Source organism: Crassaminicella profunda (assembly GCF_019884785.1).
GTDB classification, from domain to species: domain Bacteria; phylum Bacillota; class Clostridia; order Peptostreptococcales; family Thermotaleaceae; genus Crassaminicella; species Crassaminicella profunda.
In genome coordinates this window covers 3,387,309-3,408,963 of record NZ_CP082326.1, presented here as the reverse complement: position 1 = coordinate 3,408,963, position 21,655 = coordinate 3,387,309, and the positions used below count along the sequence as shown (strand labels likewise).

The 21,655-nt window shown below is 30.3% G+C and carries 15 protein-coding genes; all 15 read left to right on the top strand.

All coding sequences use genetic code 11. The features are described 5' to 3' along the window. Window positions 1-3 precede the first annotated feature (3 nt). The 15 genes from K7H06_RS15795 to K7H06_RS15730 all read left to right on the top strand — a co-directional run bounded on the left by K7H06_RS15795 (window position 4) and on the right by K7H06_RS15730 (window position 21,652). Window positions 4-1,347 carry an acetyl-CoA carboxylase biotin carboxylase subunit gene (locus K7H06_RS15795; protein WP_223036993.1) on the top strand — a complete coding sequence of 448 codons (1,344 nt, stop codon included), beginning with the start codon at window positions 4-6 and terminating at the stop codon, window positions 1,345-1,347. A gap of 24 nt (window positions 1,348-1,371) precedes the next feature. Continuing rightward, window positions 1,372-2,301, top strand: coding sequence for an acetyl-CoA carboxylase, carboxyltransferase subunit beta (gene accD, locus K7H06_RS15790; RefSeq protein ID WP_223036992.1), 930 nt, complete (start codon window positions 1,372-1,374; stop codon window positions 2,299-2,301). Beyond that, window positions 2,294-3,235, top strand: coding sequence for an acetyl-CoA carboxylase carboxyltransferase subunit alpha (locus tag K7H06_RS15785; RefSeq protein ID WP_223036991.1), 942 nt, complete (start codon window positions 2,294-2,296; stop codon window positions 3,233-3,235). Before accD ends, K7H06_RS15785 begins: the two co-directional genes overlap by 8 nt. Before the next feature lie 133 nt (window positions 3,236-3,368). Continuing rightward, window positions 3,369-5,285 (top strand): ABC-F family ATP-binding cassette domain-containing protein, encoded by a 1,917-nt coding sequence (locus K7H06_RS15780; protein ID WP_223036990.1) that lies wholly within the window; start codon window positions 3,369-3,371, stop codon window positions 5,283-5,285. 217 nt (window positions 5,286-5,502) lie between these two features. Next, window positions 5,503-8,079: an ATP-dependent chaperone ClpB gene (clpB, locus tag K7H06_RS15775; RefSeq protein ID WP_223036989.1), complete on the top strand. Its 2,577-nt coding sequence runs from the start codon at window positions 5,503-5,505 to the stop codon at window positions 8,077-8,079. A 364-nt stretch (window positions 8,080-8,443) separates the two neighbouring features. Beyond that, entirely contained in the window at window positions 8,444-9,445 is a 1,002-nt protein-coding gene (locus K7H06_RS15770; protein WP_223036988.1) for a hypothetical protein, read from the top strand. A 43-nt stretch (window positions 9,446-9,488) separates the two neighbouring features. Beyond that, window positions 9,489-12,353 (top strand): hypothetical protein, encoded by a 2,865-nt coding sequence (locus K7H06_RS15765; RefSeq protein WP_223036987.1) that lies wholly within the window; start codon window positions 9,489-9,491, stop codon window positions 12,351-12,353. 17 nt (window positions 12,354-12,370) lie between these two features. Further along, window positions 12,371-12,817, top strand: a complete 447-nt coding sequence (locus K7H06_RS15760; RefSeq protein ID WP_223036986.1) for a type III secretion system chaperone family protein — start codon at window positions 12,371-12,373, stop codon at window positions 12,815-12,817. 88 nt (window positions 12,818-12,905) lie between these two features. After that, window positions 12,906-14,645: a phage tail sheath subtilisin-like domain-containing protein gene (locus tag K7H06_RS15755; RefSeq protein WP_223036985.1), complete on the top strand. Its 1,740-nt coding sequence runs from the start codon at window positions 12,906-12,908 to the stop codon at window positions 14,643-14,645. A 30-nt stretch (window positions 14,646-14,675) separates the two neighbouring features. Further along, window positions 14,676-15,101 carry a phage tail protein gene (locus tag K7H06_RS15750; RefSeq protein ID WP_223036984.1) on the top strand — a complete coding sequence of 142 codons (426 nt, stop codon included), beginning with the start codon at window positions 14,676-14,678 and terminating at the stop codon, window positions 15,099-15,101. 64 nt (window positions 15,102-15,165) lie between these two features. Further along, window positions 15,166-15,534 carry a phage tail assembly protein gene (locus K7H06_RS15745; protein ID WP_223036983.1) on the top strand — a complete coding sequence of 123 codons (369 nt, stop codon included), beginning with the start codon at window positions 15,166-15,168 and terminating at the stop codon, window positions 15,532-15,534. Continuing rightward, window positions 15,531-15,713, top strand: coding sequence for a DUF6760 family protein (locus K7H06_RS21490; RefSeq protein WP_343216832.1), 183 nt, complete (start codon window positions 15,531-15,533; stop codon window positions 15,711-15,713). The genes K7H06_RS15745 and K7H06_RS21490 overlap by 4 nt, the downstream gene beginning before the upstream one ends. Before the next feature lie 24 nt (window positions 15,714-15,737). Next, on the top strand, window positions 15,738-16,298 hold the full coding sequence (locus tag K7H06_RS15740) for a phage tail protein (RefSeq protein ID WP_223036982.1): 561 nt from the start codon (window positions 15,738-15,740) through the stop codon (window positions 16,296-16,298). A 22-nt stretch (window positions 16,299-16,320) separates the two neighbouring features. Further along, a complete protein-coding gene (locus tag K7H06_RS15735; RefSeq protein ID WP_223036981.1) occupies window positions 16,321-20,991 on the top strand; it encodes a hypothetical protein in 4,671 nt (1,556 codons plus the stop codon). Between the two features lie 16 nt (window positions 20,992-21,007). Next, window positions 21,008-21,652, top strand: coding sequence for a CIS tube protein (locus tag K7H06_RS15730; RefSeq protein WP_223036980.1), 645 nt, complete (start codon window positions 21,008-21,010; stop codon window positions 21,650-21,652). Window positions 21,653-21,655: the final 3 nt, after the last annotated feature.

The window sequence follows — 21,655 nt, the reverse complement described above, 5'->3', positions numbered from 1 at the left end:
ATCATGTTTAAAAAAATATTGATTGCCAATAGAGGAGAAATTGCACTAAGGATTATTCGAGGATGTAAGGAATTAGGCGTACAAACGGTTGCTGTTTATTCAGAGATAGATAAAGATTCCCTGCATGTACATATGGCAGATGAGGCTGTGTGCATAGGACCAGCTATTTCATCTAAGAGTTATTTAAATATGAACAATATTATTAGCGCGGCACGTATTACTCATGCAGAAGCCATTCATCCAGGGTATGGTTTTTTATCAGAGAGTACAAAGTTTGCTAAGCTTTGTGAAGAAAATGAAATAAAGTTAATTGGACCAAAGGAAGAGCATATTAGAAGAATGGGGAATAAATCAGAGGCTAGAAAGACTATGATTGAAGCTGGGGTAAGTGTTGTTCCGGGTTCAGAAGGTGCTACGAAAGATTCACTAGAGGCGTTAGACATTGCCCAAAAGATAGGATTTCCTGTTATGATCAAAGCTTCAAGTGGTGGTGGTGGAAGAGGAATAAGAATTGTTCATGAGGAAGAAGATTTTGTCAATAAATTTAATATGGCAAAGTCAGAAGCAGCTGCTGCATTTAATGATGATGATATGTATATAGAAAAATTTATTGAAGAGCCAAGACATATTGAATTTCAAATTTTAGCAGATGAACATGGAAATATTGTTCATTTAGGGGAGCGGGATTGTTCTTTGCAAAGAAGGAATCAAAAGGTGTTAGAGGAAGCTCCGTGTACGAAGATTGATGATGATTTAAGAAAAAGAATGGGACAAATGGCTATAAAAGCTGCAAAAGCTGTAAATTATGTAAGTGCAGGAACCATAGAATTTTTATTAGACAAGCATTATAATTTTTACTTTATTGAAATGAATACGAGAATTCAAGTGGAACATCCTATTACAGAAGCCATTACAGGGATAGATTTAATAAAGGAACAAATTAAAATTGCTGCTGGGGAAAAACTAAGTTTTACCCAAGACGGTATAAAAATCAATGGACATGCAATAGAATGCAGGATTAATGCAGAGGATCCAAATAATAACTTTGCACCATGTCCAGGAATGATTGAAGATTACTTTATACCTGGAGGAAATGGTGTTCGTATTGATAGTCATATTTATAGTGGGTATAAGATTCCTGCTACTTATGATTCTATGATTGGGAAGCTTATTGTATGGGGAAGAGATAGAAATGAGGCAATAGCTAGAATGAAAAGAGCTATTGATGAGCTAATTATTATTGGAGTAAAAACGAATACTGATTTTCATAAAGAAATTTTAAATCATGAGAGATTTATTGAAAATAAAATTGATACTTCTTTTATAGGAAAAGAAATGATGAAGTAGGTTCATCGTAGAAAGGTGAATAATATGATAAAAGAATTGTTTCGTAAAAAAAAGTATGGAACCATTAATATATATGATAGTAAGAAGAATGAAGAAAATAAAGGGAAAAAAGAAATTTCATTAAATAATCATAAAAGTAATGAAAATAATCAGAAAAAAATAGATGATTCTCTTTGGGTTAAATGTAGGGGATGTAATGAATTTGTATTAAGAGAAGATGTTAAAAATAATATGTATGTATGTCCTAAATGTGATCAGCATTTTAGAATAGGAGCGAGAGAAAGAATTCATTTATTAGTAGATGAGAATAGTTTTATAGAATATGATAAAGAATTAGAAGCCAATGATCCATTAAATTTTCCAGAATATAAGGAAAAAGTAAATTTAGCAAAGGAAAAATCAAAAGAGAAGGATGCAGTTGTAACAGGTGAAGGAGAGATGAATGAAATCCCCTTTGTCCTTTGTGTTATGAATCCAGATTTTATGATGGGAAGTATGGGGTGCGTAGTTGGAGAAAAAATAACAAGGGCAATTGAAAAGGCTATAGAGAAAAGATTACCCGTAATTATTTTCACAGCTTCTGGCGGGGCAAGAATGCAGGAAGGTATATTATCCTTAATGCAAATGGCAAAAACATCAGCAGCACTTAGTAGATTATCAGATAAAGGACTACTCTATATTTCAGCATTGACAGATCCAACTACAGGTGGTGTTACGGCTAGTTTTGCTATGCTTGGAGATATCATCCTAGCAGAACCTAAAGCATTAATAGGCTTTGCAGGCCCTAGAGTGATAGAGCAAACCATAAGACAAAGATTACCTGAAGGATTTCAAAGGGCTGAATTTCTAAAGGAAAAAGGATTTGTAGACAAGATTGTTCATAGAAAAAATTTAAGAGAAGTATTATATAAAATATTAAGTATTCACACAGTAAGAGGTGAAAAAAATGAATAATTGTTTAGAATTTGAAAAGCCTATTCTAGAGCTTGAGAATAAAATAAAAGAATTAGAGATTTTTGCAAAAGAAAATGAAGTCCTTTTAGATACAGAAATCAACATTTTAAAAAATAAATTAGAAAATATAAAAAAAGATGAATATACAAATTTGACACCATGGCAGAAAGTAAAAATTGCAAGAATGCAAGAAAGACCTACTACACTAGATTATATAGAAAGAATCATCCCTGATTTTATAGAACTTCATGGAGATCGATTATATGGAGATGACTTTGCTATTGTTGGTGGTATTGGAACCCTTGAAGGAATGCCTGTTACAGTGATTGGTCATCAAAAGGGAAAGGATACGAAGGGAAATATCAAAAGAAACTTTGGGATGGCTCATCCAGAAGGATATAGAAAGGCTTTAAGGCTTATGAAGCAAGCTGAAAAATTTAAAAGGCCGATTATTACTTTTGTGGATACTCCTGGTGCTTATTGTGGATTAGGGGCAGAGGAGAGAGGTCAAGGAGAAGCAATTGCCCTTAATTTACTAGAGATGAGTAGACTTAAAACACCAATAATGGTCGTAGTAATTGGAGAAGGTGGAAGTGGAGGGGCACTAGCTTTAGGAGTAGGAGATCGGGTTTGTATGCTTCAAAATAGTATATATTCAGTGATTTCCCCAGAAGGACTTTCAAGTATTCTTTGGAAAGATGCAAGTTTAGCAAAAAAGGCAGCAACTGTTATGAAATTAACTGCTGATGATTTACTTTCATTTAAAGTAATTGATAAAATCATTGAAGAGCCATTAGGTGGTGCTCATAAAGATATTGACTTTGTTGCTGAGGGAATAAAAGAATATGCATTAAAAGAAATATCTAATTTACTGGAATTAGACCATGATACCTTACTAAAGGATAGATATGAAAAGATAAGAAAATTTGGATGATAAAAAAAGGTTGAATAAGAGATTGTCTCACTTTAGAAAGTAACTTCTAGAGGAAGACAGCTCTTTTTTTTTGGACAATATTCAAATATAAGATATAATAAATGAAGAAATTATACAAAAGGAAGGTAAATTTATGAATCTATTGTCTGTTGAAAATATTTCTAAAAGCTATGGAGAAAGAATATTATTTAGTGACGTATCCTTTGGAATAAATGAAGGAGAAAAAATAGGACTAATAGGGGTGAATGGAACAGGAAAATCTACCTTTTTAAAAATTATCGTAGGGGCAGAAACTACTGATACGGGTAGGGTGATTAAAGGAAATACTGTTCGTATTGAGTATTTGTCACAGAATCCTTATTTTGATCCAGATGCAACTATACTTCAGCAAGTATTCAAAGGAAATTCTCCTATTATGACAGTGCTAAGAGCATATGAAGAACTACTCGAGAAATTAAAGCATTCTCCAAATGATAATGATTTACAAAATAAATTTATGAAGTTAAATCAAGAGATGGATGATTTAGGAGCATGGCAACTAGAAAGTGAAGCGAAAAATGTTTTAACAAAACTAGGCATTTATGATTTTGATGTGAAGGTAGGAACCCTTTCAGGAGGCCAGAGAAAAAGAATTGCATTAGCCAGTGCGTTGATTAGTCCTTGTGATTTATTAGTTTTAGACGAACCGACGAATCACATAGATAATGAAACCATAAAATGGTTAGAAGAATATTTAAATAAAAGAAAAGGTGCTCTACTTATGATTACCCATGATCGATATTTTTTAGATCGGGTAACCAATCGGATATTGGAAATAGATGGAGGCACTCTTTATCAATATACAGGAAACTATAGCACCTTTTTACAAGCAAAATCAGAAAGAGAAGAACTAAGAGTATCAGCAGAAAAGAAAAGAAAGAATCTTTATCGTAAAGAATTAGCTTGGATCAAAAGTGGTGTAAAAGCTAGAAGTACAAAACAAAAGGCAAGAATTCAGCGGTTTGAAAAGTTAGAGGAAGAAAAAATAAATACAGATGAAGAAAAAATGGAGATATCCGTAGGGACAAGACGTTTAGGGAAAAAGGTTATTGAATTAAACCATATCCATAAAAGCTATGGAGAAAAAAAGTGTATTGATGATTTTACCTATATTGTATTAAGAAATGATCGGGTGGGGATTGTAGGACCTAATGGAATGGGAAAATCTACTTTATTAAATATTATGGCAGAGAAAATTCAACCGGATCATGGAACGATTGAAAGAGGAGAGACGGTAAAAATAGGATATTTTTCACAAGAAAGTACCGAAATGGAGGATTCATTAAGAGTTATTGATTATATAAGAAATGAAGCAGAGTATATTACTAATGGAGAAGGTATGAAAATCACTGCTTCTCAAATGTTAGAGAGATTTTTATTTCCGCCTCATGTTCAATGGACTCCTATTGAGAAATTATCTGGGGGAGAAAAGAGAAGACTATATTTATTAAAGGTTTTAATGAGTGCTCCTAATGTAATCTTTTTAGATGAGCCTACAAATGATTTAGATATAAAAACGTTAACAATCCTTGAAGATTATCTTGAAGAATTTCAGGGTGCTGTGATTGTTGTTTCTCATGATCGATATTTTTTAGATAAAATTACAGATAAAATATTTGCATTTGAAGGAAACGGCATGATCAAGCAATACACCGGAAACTATTCAGAATATGAAGAATCAGTAGATCAAAAACGAATAAGCTCTAACAATGAAAAGAGCAACAAAAATATAGAGAAAAAGAAAAATAAAGTAGAGAATAAACCGAAAAAGCTTAAATTTACCTTTAAAGAGCAAAGAGAATATGATCAGATTGATGAAATGATTGAAAAGATAGAGGAAAAACTTGATGAGATTAATGAAAAAATCAATCATGCAGGAAGTGATTTTGAGCTCTTACAAAAATGCGTAAGTGAAAAAGAAGCATTAGAAAAGGAATTAGAAGAAAAAATAGAGCGATGGGAATATTTAAATGAATTAGCAGAGAGAATTGAAGAAGAAAAAGGACGTTAAATTTGCAAAATAAAATTTAATTCTATGAGAATCTCTTTTGTGATTTTGTAGTCACTTAGGGATTCTTATTTTTTATGTTTTTTATAGAGTATGTATTCAACAAGTAAAAAAATGGATAAAACCCCTTGCTATTTTCAAAGCATTTATCTATAATGAAATTAAGGTCAAAGAAAGTCAAAGTAGAAGTAGGAAAATATAAAAATTAGGAGGGGATCGTATGAATATTGAAAAATTCACACAAAGGGCACAGGAGGCAATTGCATTAGCTCAAGAAATTACTATAAAAGAAGAACAGCAGCAAATAGATGGAGAACATATTCATTTGGCTCTTCTGATGCAAAAGGATGGATTGATTCCTAAGCTCCTTCAGTTTATGGAAGAAAATGTGGATTTGATGATAAAAGATTTAAAAGAAGAAATAAAAAAAATTGCCAAAGTATATGGAAGTGGGGCTGAAGTATATGCAACTAGAAGATTTAATAAATTATTACTTGATGCAGAAAGCTATGCTAATAAGTTTAAAGATGAATATACAGGAGTAGAACATTTATATTTAGCACTACTTAGTGAAAAAAATACACCTTCAGAGAAAATATTTAAGAGATATGGAATTCATCGAGAAAAATTTTTGGAAAGCTTAAATAAAGTAAGAGGAAATCAAAGAATCACATCCCAAAATCCAGAAGATACTTATGAGGTGTTGAAAAAATATGGAAGAGATTTGGTGGAATTAGCAAGAGCTAAGAAACTGGATCCTGTAATAGGAAGAGATGGTGAAATCCGTCATGTGATTAGAATTTTAGCTAGACGTACGAAAAATAATCCAGTATTAATTGGAGAACCAGGAGTAGGAAAAACTGCTATTGTAGAAGGTCTTGCTCAAAGAATTTTAAAAGGAGATGTTCCTGAAGGATTAAAAAATAAAACTATTTTTGCATTAGATATGGGTGCATTAATTGCAGGAGCAAAATTCAGAGGAGAATTTGAAGAAAGACTAAAGGCAGTACTGAATGAAGTAGAAAAATCTAATGGCAATATTATTCTTTTTATTGATGAAATTCATAATATTGTAGGTGCAGGAAAGACGGAAGGGGCATTGGATGCTGGTAATATTTTAAAACCAATGCTTGCTCGTGGAGAACTTCATTGTATAGGTGCAACTACACTCAATGAGTATCGCATGTATATTGAAAAGGATGCAGCCCTTGAGAGAAGATTTCAAAAGGTAATGGTCAATCAGCCAACCGTAGAAGATAGTATATCTATTTTAAGAGGATTGAAGGAACGATTTGAAATTCATCATGGAGTACGTATTGCAGATAATGCTATTATTGCTTGTGCTACTCTTTCAGATCGATATATAAGTGATCGATTTTTACCAGATAAGGCAATTGATTTAATGGATGAAGCAGCAGCCATGCTTAGAACAGAAATTGATAGTATGCCTGCAGAGCTTGATGAAATCAGTAGGAAAATCATGCAGCTTGAAATTGAAAGAGAAGCTTTAAAAAAAGAAAACGATCAAGCATCTATAAAAAGATTACAAAGCATTGAAGAAGACATTGGACAAATAAAAGAAAAATCAAGTGGTATGAAGGCTCAGTGGGAGCTTGAAAAGAAAAATATAGAAGGAATAAAAGAAATAAAGAAAGAGCTTGAAAAGGTAAAATACCAAATAGAAGAAGCAGAAAGAAAATATGACCTCAACCAATTGGCAATCCTAAAACATGGGACTTTACCAAGTTTACAAAAAAAATTAGAAGAAGAGAAAACAAAACAAAATGAAAGAAGCATGATCAAAGAAGAAGTAACAGATGAAGAAATTGCACAAATCGTAGCAAGATGGACAGGAATTCCAGTTGCTAAACTTGTTGAAAGTGAAAAAGAAAAATTAATCCATTTAGAAGAAATTCTACACAAAAGGGTCGTTGGACAGGAAGAAGCAGTAACAGCTGTATCTGATGCAGTTATTCGTGCAAGGGCAGGATTAAAAGATTTTCATAAACCAATTGGTTCATTTATATTCTTAGGTCCTACCGGTGTTGGAAAAACAGAGCTTGCTAAATCATTATCAGAAGCTTTGTTTGATAGTGAGAATAATATGGTTAGAATTGATATGAGCGAATATATGGAAAAATTTGCTGTATCTAGGCTCATAGGAGCTCCTCCAGGATATGTAGGATATGAAGAAGGAGGACAATTAACAGAAGCTGTAAGAAGAAAGCCCTATAGTGTTATATTATTTGATGAAATAGAAAAAGCCCATCCAGATGTTTTTAATATACTCCTTCAACTATTAGATGATGGAAGGCTTACAGATAGCCAAGGAAGAACAGTAGATTTTAAAAATACAGTAATTATTATGACTTCTAATATAGGGAGTGAGGATTTATTAGAGGGTATTGAAAATGGTGAAATTATTGAAAAAACAAAAGAGATGATCAATAAGAGAATGAAAAAACATTTTAGACCAGAATTTTTAAACCGTATTGATGAGATGGTCCTATTTAAGCCTTTAGGAAAATCTCAAATTAAAAAGATTATAGACCTTGCTATGAAAGATATTCAAAATAGATTAAAAGAAAGAAATATGAGTGTGTCTCTTTCAGAAGAAGCAAAGGAATATATTATAGAGCATGGATATTCTCCAAATTTTGGAGCACGTCCTATTAAAAGATATTTGCAAAAGTATATAGAAACAGAAATTGGAAAGATGATCATAAAGGGAGAACTTTTAGAAAATGATGTGGTGAAAATTCATGCAGATGATGGAGAACTTAAAATAAAGCATTAATGAAAAAATAATATTTTAGGAAAATGGATAGAGGGCTATATACCGCTTAGTTTTGCGTATATAGTCTTTTTTTCTTTAGGAAATCAATAAGCTTTAAAAAGCTAGGGATAACTTTTTTCACAGCTCATGAATATTTTATAGAAGTATAAATAGATAGAAAATTTATTTACTTGAACGAGTAAAATCAAAATTTTCAAAAAAAGTCGAAAAATATAGATGAAAAGTAGTATTTAATTGAAAATTATAATATAATTAGTATATAATGGACATTTTGTAAAATAAAATGAATAATGATTTTTATAAAACAAGCATATAGTTAAATGAGATTGTTATTTATTCTGGTAATCAATATGGAGATTGGGTGATGAAAAGACTTATAAAAAAGAGTCTAGGGAAAAAAGAAACTATTGTACATGCTAAAGAAAAAAGGAATAAAGCATTTGAATATGAAGAATTGATAAAGATGGATATAGCTTCAGGCAATAAGGATACGAGAGATTTTTTAGAGAATGAATTAGCTAATTCCTATGGAGAAACTGTATATGAATTAGATACTATAAAGTCTTTAATAGAAGATATAAAAAATAATTATGTAGCAGAAGATAAAAAATTAGAAGAATATATACCTACCATAGGGGAAAAAAGAGCAAAGGGTGACCCTAAAAAATTGTTAGATGTGTCTTTGGATACAGGTAATTTAGTAGGGGGTCAATTTGAAGAAGATGACCATTGGATATTTATTGCACTATTAAAAAATGCACCAAATCAAACTGCAAATATGCAGGATATGAAGATAGTCAATGAGGGTAGAGCTAAAAAAACTAGTTTGAGTGATGTAAATTATATGAAAAATCCTATACAAAATAGTGCTACAGCCATAACAATAAATATGTCGAAAAATGTCGGAAAATTCATACAAAACATCCAAAAAAGAATTGAAAATGATAAATATAGTACTTTAAATAAAGTACTCCCTTTTATTAGTACGAAGAAAGAAAAAGAAAAAATCAAGGTATTCAAGAAAAGACTTGAAGTGTTAGAGGATAGAGAAAAAATAATTCAAGAAACTATATTGCAAAGAAAAAAAACTGATACTATTTTTTTCAACAAAGAATATAAACATATAAAGATCTATCAAGAAAAGATGAAAAAACATATAGAGCAATATAAAAAGATTATTCAAAGAAAGCTTCAGAAAAAGAGTAAATTCCAAAAGAAATTACAACAAATACTTAAAAGTACAGAAAAAAATCAAAGAAAATTAGAATATACTTTTTTTCAAGATCATAAAGATACCACAGAATATATAGAAGAAAATTTACATGATGAGAAAAAGGAAGAATCACAAGAGATGAATGATTTGTAATTTTTTATAATTCAAAAATGTAAAGGATATTGTGGTGATAAAAATGGGATGGAGTTTATTTAAAAAATCTCCAAAAGAAGAACAACAAAAAAATATAGAAACGCCCTTGTTAACAGAAAGGGCAGTACAAGAAGAACAAAGAAAACCAGAATTATCTAGAGAGGAGATTACAGCTGCTTGCGAAATACCTAGTCAATCTGAGGGAGGATTCTCTTTCTTTGCAAAAATTGCTGGTTTTTTCAAAAGTAGCAATCATATTGAGAAAGAAGAAAAGCGTCCAGAGCAGGGGCTATTTGGTAGTAATATTACGCGGGAATTCATTGAGAACACAAGAGGAAGAAATGTAGAGGGGCAAGATCACGATCAATCTAATACCTTTTTAAAACAGCGATTGAAAATTGATTTTCAACCTAGTGAAGCTGCTGATGAAAAGGATGAAAGCTTTGATATTGATTTGTCAGAGATGCAGGTTCATGAAACAAAAACAGATAATCAATTGAATCATAGCAATATAGGAGATTTTTTTAGCAATTTATGGTTCAATACAAAGGTTTTGTTTTTAGGAGAAGCCACAAGAGAATTAGATGATTTTCGATTTATGAATATTCTTGAAATGAAAAAGCCGACAGCTACTGTCAAAAGGAATGGACATATTATTATTACACCTGAAGCTATGAATTTAAATTTATTTGGTATAAAAGAAGAAATGCCTGGGGTTTTAGAACTGGATTATGATAGAAAAAATGATCAATTGAGTGGAAACTTAAAAAAAGGACAGTTTGAATTTAAATGGCATGGACTTACATTAACCATAAAGGATATGGAGTATATCAGCAGTACAAATGATTTTGCTGTTAATTCAGCTTCTATTAATATAGAAGTAGGAGATTCTTTAAAAGGTGGGATAGAAGAGTTTTCTTTTCATATAAATGAAAATGGAATAACCAATACCAATATAGAGAGCATGGGGATTGAAGTAATCAATTTTATAGATTTAACATTAAAAAAACCAAAATTAGATAATAATGGATTGACCGCAGAGGAAGTATCTTTTACTGTCAAAAATGATATTGAGGAAAATAAAGATGGAGAGCAAGAAAATTTTTTAGGAAAGCATGCGGATTTATTTAAGTACATAGGATTTGAAGGATTTGGAATAAAAATAGAAAAATTATCCTATACCAAGAATCAAGGATTCAAAATTGAGAAAATAGGTTTTGTTTGTGGAGAAGTTGCATTGCATATTTTTAATGTGGTAGGTAAATTAAATATTCCAGAAAAACAAGGATCTATAGGAATAGAAGACTGGGAGTTTCCAGGAGAAACAGCATTTTGGCCCATAAAAGCAGAATTAGATGTGCCAGTGGCGAGTGTACCTATTAGTATATATGGAGGAGTAGAAATAGGTGGAGGAGTAAAGGTAGCTGGAAATGCGGGTATAAAAAAAGGAGAAGGTCAAGATAAAGATTGGGATGCAGTTGGAAGAGCAGGGATTCAAGGAGAATTAAATGCAAGAATAGGAGCTGGGGTAAAATTAGGAAGTGATTGGATTTTATCTGCTTCAGCTGGGTTGTTTGCTGAGGCGGGCATTCATGCTAGTGCCATAGGGAATATAGGAACCACCTTTTATATTCAAAATAAAAAAATTCAATCAAAAAAGGAAGGCTTTAACTTTAAATATAATATAGAATCTAAAGTAGTTGCAGCTGTTGGTGCAGAAGTAAAGGCAAGTGCATTAAAGGTATTTCATAAAAAGCTTTATGAGATACGTTTTAAAGAATGGGAATTAGGACTTTTTATGATGAAAGGGGAAGTAACAAGAGACAAAAAAGGAAAATTTCATCATGAAAAGGCGTCAGATAATATTTGGCAATTGAAAAAGAATACCAAGCCTGTAGAAGCAGACACTACATCGAAAGAAGGAGAAGATGCCAAAAGAGCTTTATTAGAAGCAGGGCAAGTGTATGGTAGTACAGGTGAAAGAACTAATTTAGCACAAGATGCTAAAGGAATTGGGCAAAAATTTGAAGCCAGTTTAAAGGTATCTATAAGGAATATAAAAAAGTATCAAAAGAAGGCAGATACTTATTCCCTACGAATACAACAAGCACAAAAACATATACAAAAACATAAAAATAGATTGGCAAGGCATGATGAAGTAAGAAAAAGCATGCTTGATTTAGAGAATGAAAAAAGTTTAGAGCGAATATTTTCTAAACATGCTATAGCAGAAGTAAAAAAGAATTTTGATTCAACAAAAACATTAGGAGAACAATTAAAGGCATATTCAGAGAGAAGAAGAGATAAAAAATCTTCCCGAAAAGGAAAAAATAAGCATGAAGGGCGTATAGCTAGATATGAAGAGGCTAAAAAAGGAAATGTTTCACTTACAGAAGAGCACCTTGCAGGGATTTATGAAACAGAAGGTGGTTTCAAACATTTTTTAAATCATGTAATACCATTTCTTAATCTGGATAGTAGTGCTGTTAGAACGGCAAAGGGAATGCATAAAAAAAATCAAGAGAAAAGTATGGAAGAACATATTAGAGAATATACAGAAAATAGAATAGGTTCATATGAGGAAAAAATGAAATCTATAGGAGAGAAACAACAAACCTATGAAGTTATGGAAAATAATGCCTTGCGGGAAGCTGCTATGGCTCAAAAGGTATTAGAAGATATTGAAAAAGCAATCAAGTCACCTAAAGAGTTAGAAAAAGGGTTAGATAGTTATATGGCAGTTATAAGAAAAGAATACCTTCATGGAGAGGAAAGAAATAAACAAAAAGAAGAAATGGTGAAAGAGCAAGAGCAAAAGCTAGAAAGAATAGACAAAACCATTCAGGAGGAAGTTAAGAAAATTGAAAGCTTGGTAGAAGAAGAAAGTAAAGAAAAAGGAAAAAAATAAGAAAGAGGGAATAGCTCATGAGTCAATCTATTATGGATGCTATTAAGAGCATTACACAAAAAAATAATTGGCTATCTCATCAATCTAGTGATTTGATAAAAATTGATGTAGATGGTCAAAATGGAAATTGGACTACCCTTGGAAAATGTTTAGAAGAGGAAGAACGGTTTTTATTTTATTCCATATGTCCTAGTAAAGTAAAAAAAGAAAAGACGCTTTTAATGGCAGAGCTCCTTACAAGAATTAACTATGGCCTTAAGATAGGTAATTTTGAAATGGATTTCGATACAGGAGAAATACATTTTAAAACAAGTATAGATTTTGCAGGTGATTTTGACAAAGAAGAGATGATTGAACAAGCCATGTCTACAAATTTGTTAACGATGGATGAGTATTTTTCAGTAATTATGAAAGTAATTCATTCAGATGTATCCCATGAAGATATAAAAGATTTAGTTTTTTAAAATACATATCTTAAAATTTTTTTCAAAACAAAAAAACTTAGGAAAGGGGGGACACTAATTTCAAGTTATTTCTTGAAATTAGAATAATATGCCAGAATATTTGTCGCCAGGTGTTTATGTTGAAGAGTTTGAATCGGGCAGTAGACCTATGGAAGGAGTTAGTACAAGCACAGCTGGTTTTATTGGGTTAGCAGAAAAAGGTCCAGTTAAGGGAACTCCTGTATTAGTTACAAATGTAGCAGATTTTAAAAGAAAGTTTGGAGGGCTTTTATCAAAAAATGAATTTGAAGAATATCGCTATCTTGCTTATGCAGTAGAACATTTCTTTTTAAATGGAGGTTCTAGGTGTTATGTAATGAGAGTAGCTCCAAAGAGTGCAAAATTAGCTAAAAATTTTACAGATGAAACAGAAAATGAAACAATTCTTAAAATTTATGCCAAAGACCCTGGGGTATGGGGAAATAATGTGAAAGTAAAATTTGTACCTTCTAGCAAAGCAAGAACCCAGGTGTATGAGGTTGTAGAGGATGAATTGGCAGGGAATCAATACCTTGTTAAGAGTAGTGTAGGCTTTAATGCTGGGGATGTAGTTGTATTCAACGATGGTAGTGATAAATATTATAACAGAGTGATTAAATCTCAGGATAATATTTTAATGTTTGAAAAACCTTTTGAAGTAGATGTAGTAGATAAAAATTTAGCACCCATAAAAACTGTATCTACGTGTGAATTTGATATGGAAGTTGTATATGAAGATGTAAAAGAAACTTATGAAAATGTGTCACTTAATCAAACAGCAGCAAATTTTATTGGAAATAAACTTTCTAAATCAGATTTGGTTACAATAGAATTTGTAGGAGCCAATAGTGAGGAAATTATTTCTCCATATGGAATGATTGCTGGAGAGGAAGATAAAGAGAGTCATATTATTGCATTGATGAAGGGTAGCAATGGATCAATAGGAGACATTTCTGCTGCTGATTTCATAGGAGAAGATAATGGCCCTGGAAAAAGAACAGGAATAGCTTCATTTTTAGAAAATTCTCAAGTAAGTATTATGGCTATACCAGGAATTGTAGATTTAAATGTGCAGCTATCTTTAGTGGCTCATTGTGAGAACTTAGGAAGTCGATTTGCTATTTTAGATGTTCCTAGAGAATCGAAAAAAGTAGATGATATATTAGCCCATAGAGATATATTTGATAGTCATTATGCAGCTATGTATCATCCATGGCTTACTGTATTTGATCCTTTAGAAAAAGTAAATACCAATATTCCACCTTCTGGATCTATTGCAGGTATTTATGCTAGAACAGATCAAGAAAGAGGCGTACATAAAGCCCCTGCAAATGAAGTGATTCGAGGATGTGTAGGATTAGATTGTTTATATAATAAGGGAGAGCAAGATATATTAAATCCTAAAGGTGTGAATCTAATCAGAAACTTCCCAGGACAAGGAATAAGAGTGTGGGGAGCTAGAACTTGTTCTTCTAATTCTCTATGGAAATATGTGAACGTAAGGAGACTATTTATCTTCTTAGAAGAATCTATAAAGGCCAATACCAATTGGGTTGTTTTTGAGCCGAATAGTACTGCCCTTTGGACGAGAGTAAAAAGAACTATTGAAGTATTCTTAACTGGAGTTTGGCGAAATGGTGCTTTAGAAGGAAATGCTGCAAGTGAAGCTTTCTTTGTAGATATTGGACCAAGTACCATGACAAGAGATGATATAGACAATGGAAGATTAATTTGTGTAATAGGGGTAGCACCTGTAAAACCTGCTGAATTTGTAATCTTTAGAATTACTCAAAAAACTGCAAGTGAATAAAATATAGAAATAAGAAAGGAGGAATAAACCATGGCGGAGCATCCATATAGAAATTTTAGATTTAGATTAGAAATCGACGGATTAGAAGCTGGTGGATTTAGTGAAGTGACAGGTTTTGATGCAAATATTGATGTGATTGAATATAGAGAAGGAGATTCGGTGATTACTCCTCGTAAATTGCCAGGACTTATAAAATATGGAAATGTAACCCTTAAGTGGGGTGCAACAGATTCAATGGTATTATATGAATGGTTACAAGGGATAGCTGAAGGGCAAGTTGAAAGAAAGACTGTAACGATTACTGCTATTGATGAAGCAGGAGAGGATGCAGCATCATGGCAGCTTATAGAAGCTTGGCCTGTAAAATATACAGCACCAGATTTTAATGGTTTAGGGGCTGAGGTTGCTATGGAAACATTAGAAATGGCACACGAAGGATTAACAAGAGTACAATAATATAAATCTAGGGATAGAGATAGATCTATCCCTGGATTTCAATTAGATGACAGGAGGAAATAACATGGCATTTCAAACAGAGTATAGCTTTGAATTACCTAAAGGATACATAGATGAAAGTGGGAATCTTCATAAAAAAGGAGTAATGAGATTAGCAACAGCAGCAGATGAAATATTACCTATGCGTGATCCTAGAGTTCAGCAAAATCCAGGATATTTAACAGTCATATTGTTAGCAAGAGTGATTGTAAAGTTAGGAGATTTAAGAGCTGTTGATACAAAGACAATAGAAAAGCTTTTTACAGCAGATTTAGCCTATTTACAAGATTTATATGGAAGAATTAATCAAATGGAAAATCCATCTTATCCTGCAGTATGTCCACAATGTGGATGTAAACATGAGGTGCCTATCGATTTTTTGATAGAGGAATAGTAAGCTATCCTATCGATAGAATTTATGAGGAAGTAGCTTTTATAGCTTATTATTTCCATTGGGCTCATGATGATATTATGAATATGGAGCATAGGGAAAGAAGAAGATGGTGTGGAGAAATATCTACTATTCATAAAAAGTTAAATGATGAACCAGAAAATGTTTTTGATGTATTCTAATGAATGAGTTAGGAGAAAAATATTATGGATTTTAATAATATGACAAATTTAAAAAATATGGCCAATAAAGTAAAAAATCATTATATGGATAGTTATACATTAAAGAAGAAGCCAACGGCTACTGGAAAGTTTAGATTTGTTGTTCAAATAGGTCCTGTAGCAGTAGGCTTTTCAAAAATATCTGGACTTCAAAGTGAAGTGAAAGTGCATACTTATCAAGAAGGTGGCGTCAATGGTGCTCCTCATTATTTTCCAGAAAATGTTGAGACTGGAACATTGGTTTTTTATAAGGGAATTGGAAATTTTAACCCTTTATCAACTTTATTTACTTTAGTAAAGTCTGGAAAAATTCCTAAAATATTAGGAACGATTACATTATTAGATGAAAATAAAAAGCCAAAAAGAATGTGGGAATTTCATAATGCTTACCCAGTGAAGTGGATAGGACCGGAATTAGATGGTCTAAGTAATGAAGTAGCTGTAGAAGAAATACATATGGTACATGCTGGAATTAATGAAATTCCTATTGGGATCATGTCTTCTGGCTATGAACAGGCAAAAAAAATAATAGGGAAAACTTTCTAAAAGATATTGGCGGTGAATGGTTGTGATAACTTACAAAAGGATAGCAATAAATATAAGGGAAATAAAGAAAAAGGATGATTTTTCTCAAAAGATATGTAATAAAAATAAGCACTATATGAATCAATATTTAAAAAGAGTGAGTCTTATATATAAAAATGAAAAAAGTGAGTTACAACCTCCCTTAGATAACCGCCCAAATTTCATGGTAAATTTATTACTACAATTGGAAGTCGTTAAAAATAAAGAAATAGCTTATTTAAATACAATTAGATTTCAAAAAGAAAGTATGATTAGATTACTTGAAAATAAAGGAATCGGTAAAAGTGATACGCAAGGTTTTTATAAAATTAAAAATCAGGAGGACATTTATAGTAAGAAAGAAAAGTTTATTCAAAAAGAGTTCTACAGTATTTTAGACAAGTATTCAAAAGAAGAGATAAAAAATATAAATCTTGTGCAAAAAATCAAAGAACTAAATCATAGTTATACAAACAAAGAAGAGCTTATCCCCCAAAATATATTTAAAGAAAAAAACTGGATAGAGGAATACAACCGTAAGCTTTATAAAAAGATTGGATTAAAAACAAGTATAAGAACTTATGACATAAAATATAGAGTGTTTAATAAAAAAGAAGATATAGAGCGTTTTAGAGAAGATACAAAATTGTTTAGAGAAAATATAAATCCTACTAGAAATAAAGAAATAAGAGGATTATCGAGCACAAAAGTATTATCTTTACTACAAGGGAATAAGGAAAATAAAATTATTGGCTATTATGAAAAAGCCTTTCATATAAAAAATGTTTTAAAAAAAGAACAGAAAAATCAAGAAAGCAGCTATTTTACAAAGGAATTTCAGATTAAAAAAGGGTTCAATCAAGAAAAAGGATTTAGAATTACAGAAAGTATTATAGAAAAGACCTATGAAAATATAGAAAATCAGATAAAGCATCTTATCTTTGTGAAAAAGATTAAAGATCAAGAAAATATTTATAGGAAGAAAGAAAAGTTTATTCAAAAAGAAAGCTATAGTATTTTGGAGAATTATTTAGAAGAAGAGATAAAAAATATAAATTTTGCACAAAAAATCAAAGAGTCAAAGAACAGCTATCGCAGGAAAGATGAGATTATTCAAAAAAATATAGAGAAAGAAAAGAATAATAAAAGGTCTATTGATAGAAATATAGGAGAAAAAATTATCCAAAGAGCTTTGTATCATATAGAAAAAAAGTATAAAGTAAAGTTTAAAAAGACAGAGATTGAATATAAAGAGTTAGGGTGGAATTCAAATCAGGTAGAGTTATTCAATAAAAAGAAAACAACAGAGAAGAAAACAGAAATTATTCATGATTTTATAGAAGAAAAGCAGTCTGTTGATGCTTTGATAAAAGAAAAAAACTGGATAGAGGAATACAACCGTAAGCTTTATAAAAAGATTGGATTAAAAACAAGTATAAGAACTTATGACATAAAATATAGAATGTTTAATAAAAAAGAAGATATAGAGCGTTTTAGAGAAGATACAAAATTGTTTAGAGAAAATATAAAGCTTACTAAAAATAAAGAAATAAGAGGATTATCGACCACAAACGTACTATCTTTACTACAAGGGAATAAGGAAAATAAAATTATTGGCTATTATGAAAAAGCCTTTCATATAAAAAATGTTTTAAAAAAAGAACAGAAAAATCAAGAAAGCAGCTATTTTACAAAGGAATTTCAGATTAAAAAAGGATTTAGAATTACAGAAAGCATTATAGAAAAGACCTATGAAAATATAGAAAATCAGATAAAGCATCTTATCTTTGTGAAAAAGATTAAAGATCAAGAAGATGTTTATAGCAAGAAAGAAAAGCTTATTCAAAAAGAGAACGATAGCATTTTGGAGAATTATTTAGAAGAAGAGATAAAAAATATAAATTTTGCACAAAAAATCAAAGAGTCAAAGAACAGCTATAGCAGGAAAGATGAGAGTATTCAAAAAAATATAGCTAAAGAAAAGAATGATAAAAGGTCTATTGATAGAAATTTAGGACAAAAAATTATCCAAAGAGCTTTATATCATATAGAAAAACAGTATAAAGTAAAGTTTAAAAAGACAGAGATTGAATATAAAGAGTTAGGGTGGAATTCAAATCAGGTAGAGTTATTCAATAAAAAGAAAACAACAGAGAAAAAAATAGAAATTATTCATGATTATATAGAAAAAAAGCAGTCTGTTGATGCTTTGATAAAAGAAAAAAACTGGATAGAGGAATACAATCGTAAGCTTTATAAAAAGATTGGATTAAAAACAAGTATAAGAACTTATGACATAAAAAATAGAGTATTTAATAAAAAAGAAGATATAGAGCGTTTTAGAGAAGATACAAAATTGTTTAGAGAAAATATAAATCCTACTAAAAATAAAGAAATAAGAGGATTATCGACCACAAAAGTACTATCTTTACTACAAGGGAATAAGGAAAATAAAATTATTGGCTATTATGAAAAAGCCTTTCATATAAAAAATATTTTAAAAAAAGAACAAAAAAATCAAGAAAGCAGCTATTTTACAAAGGAATTTCAGATTAAAAAAGGGTTCAATCAAGAAAAAGGATTTAGAATTACAGAAAGTATTATAGAAAAGACCTATGAAAATATAGAAAATCAGATAAAGCATCTTATCTTTGTGAAAAAGATTAAAGAGCAAGAAAATATTTATAGCAAGAAAGAAAAGTTTATTCAAAAAGAAAGCTATAGTATTTTGGAGAATTATTTAGAAGAAGAGATAAAAAATATAAATTTTGCACAAAAAATCAAAGAGTCAAAGAACAGCTATAGCAGGAAAGATGAGAGTATTCAAAAAAATATAGAGAAAGAAAAGAATAATAAAAGGTCTATTGATAGAAATTTAGGACAAAAAATTATCCAAAGAGTTTTATATCATATAGAAAAGCAGTATAAAGTAAAGTTTAAAAAGACAGAGATTGAATATAAAGAGCTAGGGTGGAATTCAAATCAAGTAAATTTATTTAACGAAGAGAAAAGAACAAAGAAAAAAATAGAAATTATTCATGATTATATAGAAAAAAAGCAGTCTGTGGATGCTTTGATAAAAGAAAAAAACTGGATAGAAGAATACAATCGTAAGCTTTATAAAAAGATTGGATTAAAAACAAGTATAAGAGCTTATGACATAAAAAATAGAGTATTTAATAAAGAAGAAGATATAGAACGTTTTAGAGAAGATACAAAATTGTTTAGAGAAAATATAAAGCTTACTAAAAATAAAGAAATAAGAGGATTATCGACCACAAAAGCACTATCTTTACTACAAGGGAATAAGGAAAATAAAATTATTGGCTATTATGAAAAAGCCTTTCATATAAAAAATATTTTAAAAAAAGAACAGAAAAATCAAGAAAGTATCCATGTTACAAAGGAATTTCAGATTAAAAAAGGGTTCAATCAAGAAAAAGGATTTAGAATTACAGAAAGTATTATAGAAAAGACCTATGAAAATATAGAAAATCAGATAAAGCATTTTATCTTTGTGAAAAAGATTAAAGATCAAGAAAATATTTATAGGAAGAAAGAAAACATTAGTCAAAAGAGGAAGGATCGTTTTTTAGAAAAGTATCTAGAAAATCAAATAAAAAATTTTATTTTCGTGAAAAAAATTAAAGATCAAGAAGATATTTATAGAAAGAAAGAAAAGCTTATTCAAAAAGAGAATTATAGTATTTTGGAGAATTATTTAGAAGAAGAGATAAAAAATATAAATTTTTCACAAAAAATCAAAGAGTCAAAGAACAGCTATAGCAGGAAAGATGAGAGTATTCAAAAAAATATATTTAAAGAAAAGAATGATAAGAGGTTTATTGATAGAAATATAGGAGAAAAAATTATTCAAAGAGCTTTATATCATATAGAAAAGCATTATAAAGCAAAAATTGAAAAGACAGAGATTGGATATAAAGATTTAGAGTGGCACTCTAATCAGGTTGATTTATTCAATAAAAAGAAAACAACAGAGAAAAAAATAGAAATTATTTATGGTTCTATAGAAAAACAGCAGTCTGTTGGTAATCTGATAAAAGAAAAAAACTGGATAGAAGAATACAACCGTAAGCTTTATAAAAAGATTGGATTAAAAACAAGTATAAAGCCTTATAGGATGAAATATATGGAATTAACTCAAAAGAATGAGATTCATTTTAATGTAGAAAAATTGCAAGAAAAAAAGAAACTACAACAAAGAATGAATTTACAAAGAGATAATTCTTTAACTTATGAGTTACAAAAAACAAATACAAAAGAAAAAATGAACAGTATAAAAAGAGAAAACAGAATAGTAAATGTAAATCATATGGTAAGTGTGTTCAATGAGGGAATTAAAAATATAAAAGAAATTACAATGAATGACAAAATAGTTCCCCTTATAAATAGAGAGCATAAAAATAGCATGAAGAGTGACTTTCAATATAATAAAAGAGCAAAAATGGAATTTAAAAAAAGCAATATAAAAAAGCCAAAAGAAAAACCTATGAAAATTCAACCGCAATCTTTAAATAGATCTATTGAAGCGAAAATGGATATGAAAAAGAATAGTGAATCCATTTCGGATTCAGAAATCAATAAAATTATGGATAAAGTTTATAAAAAATTAGAGAAAAAATTAAAATTTGAAAGAATAAGAAGAGGAATTTAAAACAGGGGGATAAAGAATGGCACTTAAAAAAGCTGTAATACATGTACATACGCAGCCACCAAAGAAAATAGAGGTTTTGTTTAATCCAAGTGAATATAATCTACAGCGTTCAAATAATTATGCATTAATAAAACCTACTGGTGTAGATAGCCCAATCCTTCAATTTATTAATGGAGAAGAAGAGACTTTAAATTTAGAATTGTTTTTCGATACTTATACGGAATTTAAATTTGATAAATTTAAGAAAGATGTTAGAAAAGAATATACCAATAAAGTATTTGATCTTATGAAGGTCAATAAAAAATTACATGCACCACCTATATGCACTTTTCAATGGGGATCTTTAAAATTTAAAGGTGTAGTTAAAGAAGTGAAGCAAACTATTTTGATGTTTACGGATGAAGGGAAACCTGTAAGAGCTAAGTTAGATGTTACTTTTTTAAAATATGAAAAACTGGGACAACAACAAAGGAATACACCTAGGGAATCACCAGATCGAACGAAAAGTAGAGTTTTAAACCAAGGGCAGCATTTATGGATGCTTGCCAATGAAGAATATGACGATCCTAGGATGTGGAGAAAGATTGCAAAAGAAAATAACTTATTGAATCCTAGAAAAATCAAAACGGGTCAAGTAGTGAAAGTTCCAGCAATAGATTAATGA

Excerpts from the sequence above, each read along its gene's own strand:
- K7H06_RS15795 (WP_223036993.1), top strand. The coding sequence starts at position 4 with ATGTTTAAAAAAATATTGATTGCCAATAGAGGAGAAATTGCACTAAGG.
- accD (WP_223036992.1), top strand. The coding sequence starts at position 1,372 with ATGATAAAAGAATTGTTTCGTAAAAAAAAGTATGGAACCATTAATATA.
- K7H06_RS15785 (WP_223036991.1), top strand. The coding sequence starts at position 2,294 with ATGAATAATTGTTTAGAATTTGAAAAGCCTATTCTAGAGCTTGAGAAT.
- K7H06_RS15780 (WP_223036990.1), top strand. The coding sequence starts at position 3,369 with ATGAATCTATTGTCTGTTGAAAATATTTCTAAAAGCTATGGAGAAAGA.
- clpB (WP_223036989.1), top strand. The coding sequence starts at position 5,503 with ATGAATATTGAAAAATTCACACAAAGGGCACAGGAGGCAATTGCATTA.
- K7H06_RS15770 (WP_223036988.1), top strand. The coding sequence starts at position 8,444 with ATGAAAAGACTTATAAAAAAGAGTCTAGGGAAAAAAGAAACTATTGTA.
- K7H06_RS15765 (WP_223036987.1), top strand. The coding sequence starts at position 9,489 with ATGGGATGGAGTTTATTTAAAAAATCTCCAAAAGAAGAACAACAAAAA.
- K7H06_RS15760 (WP_223036986.1), top strand. The coding sequence starts at position 12,371 with ATGAGTCAATCTATTATGGATGCTATTAAGAGCATTACACAAAAAAAT.
- K7H06_RS15755 (WP_223036985.1), top strand. The coding sequence starts at position 12,906 with ATGCCAGAATATTTGTCGCCAGGTGTTTATGTTGAAGAGTTTGAATCG.
- K7H06_RS15750 (WP_223036984.1), top strand. The coding sequence starts at position 14,676 with ATGGCGGAGCATCCATATAGAAATTTTAGATTTAGATTAGAAATCGAC.
- K7H06_RS15745 (WP_223036983.1), top strand. The coding sequence starts at position 15,166 with ATGGCATTTCAAACAGAGTATAGCTTTGAATTACCTAAAGGATACATA.
- K7H06_RS15740 (WP_223036982.1), top strand. The coding sequence starts at position 15,738 with ATGGATTTTAATAATATGACAAATTTAAAAAATATGGCCAATAAAGTA.
- K7H06_RS15730 (WP_223036980.1), top strand. The coding sequence starts at position 21,008 with ATGGCACTTAAAAAAGCTGTAATACATGTACATACGCAGCCACCAAAG.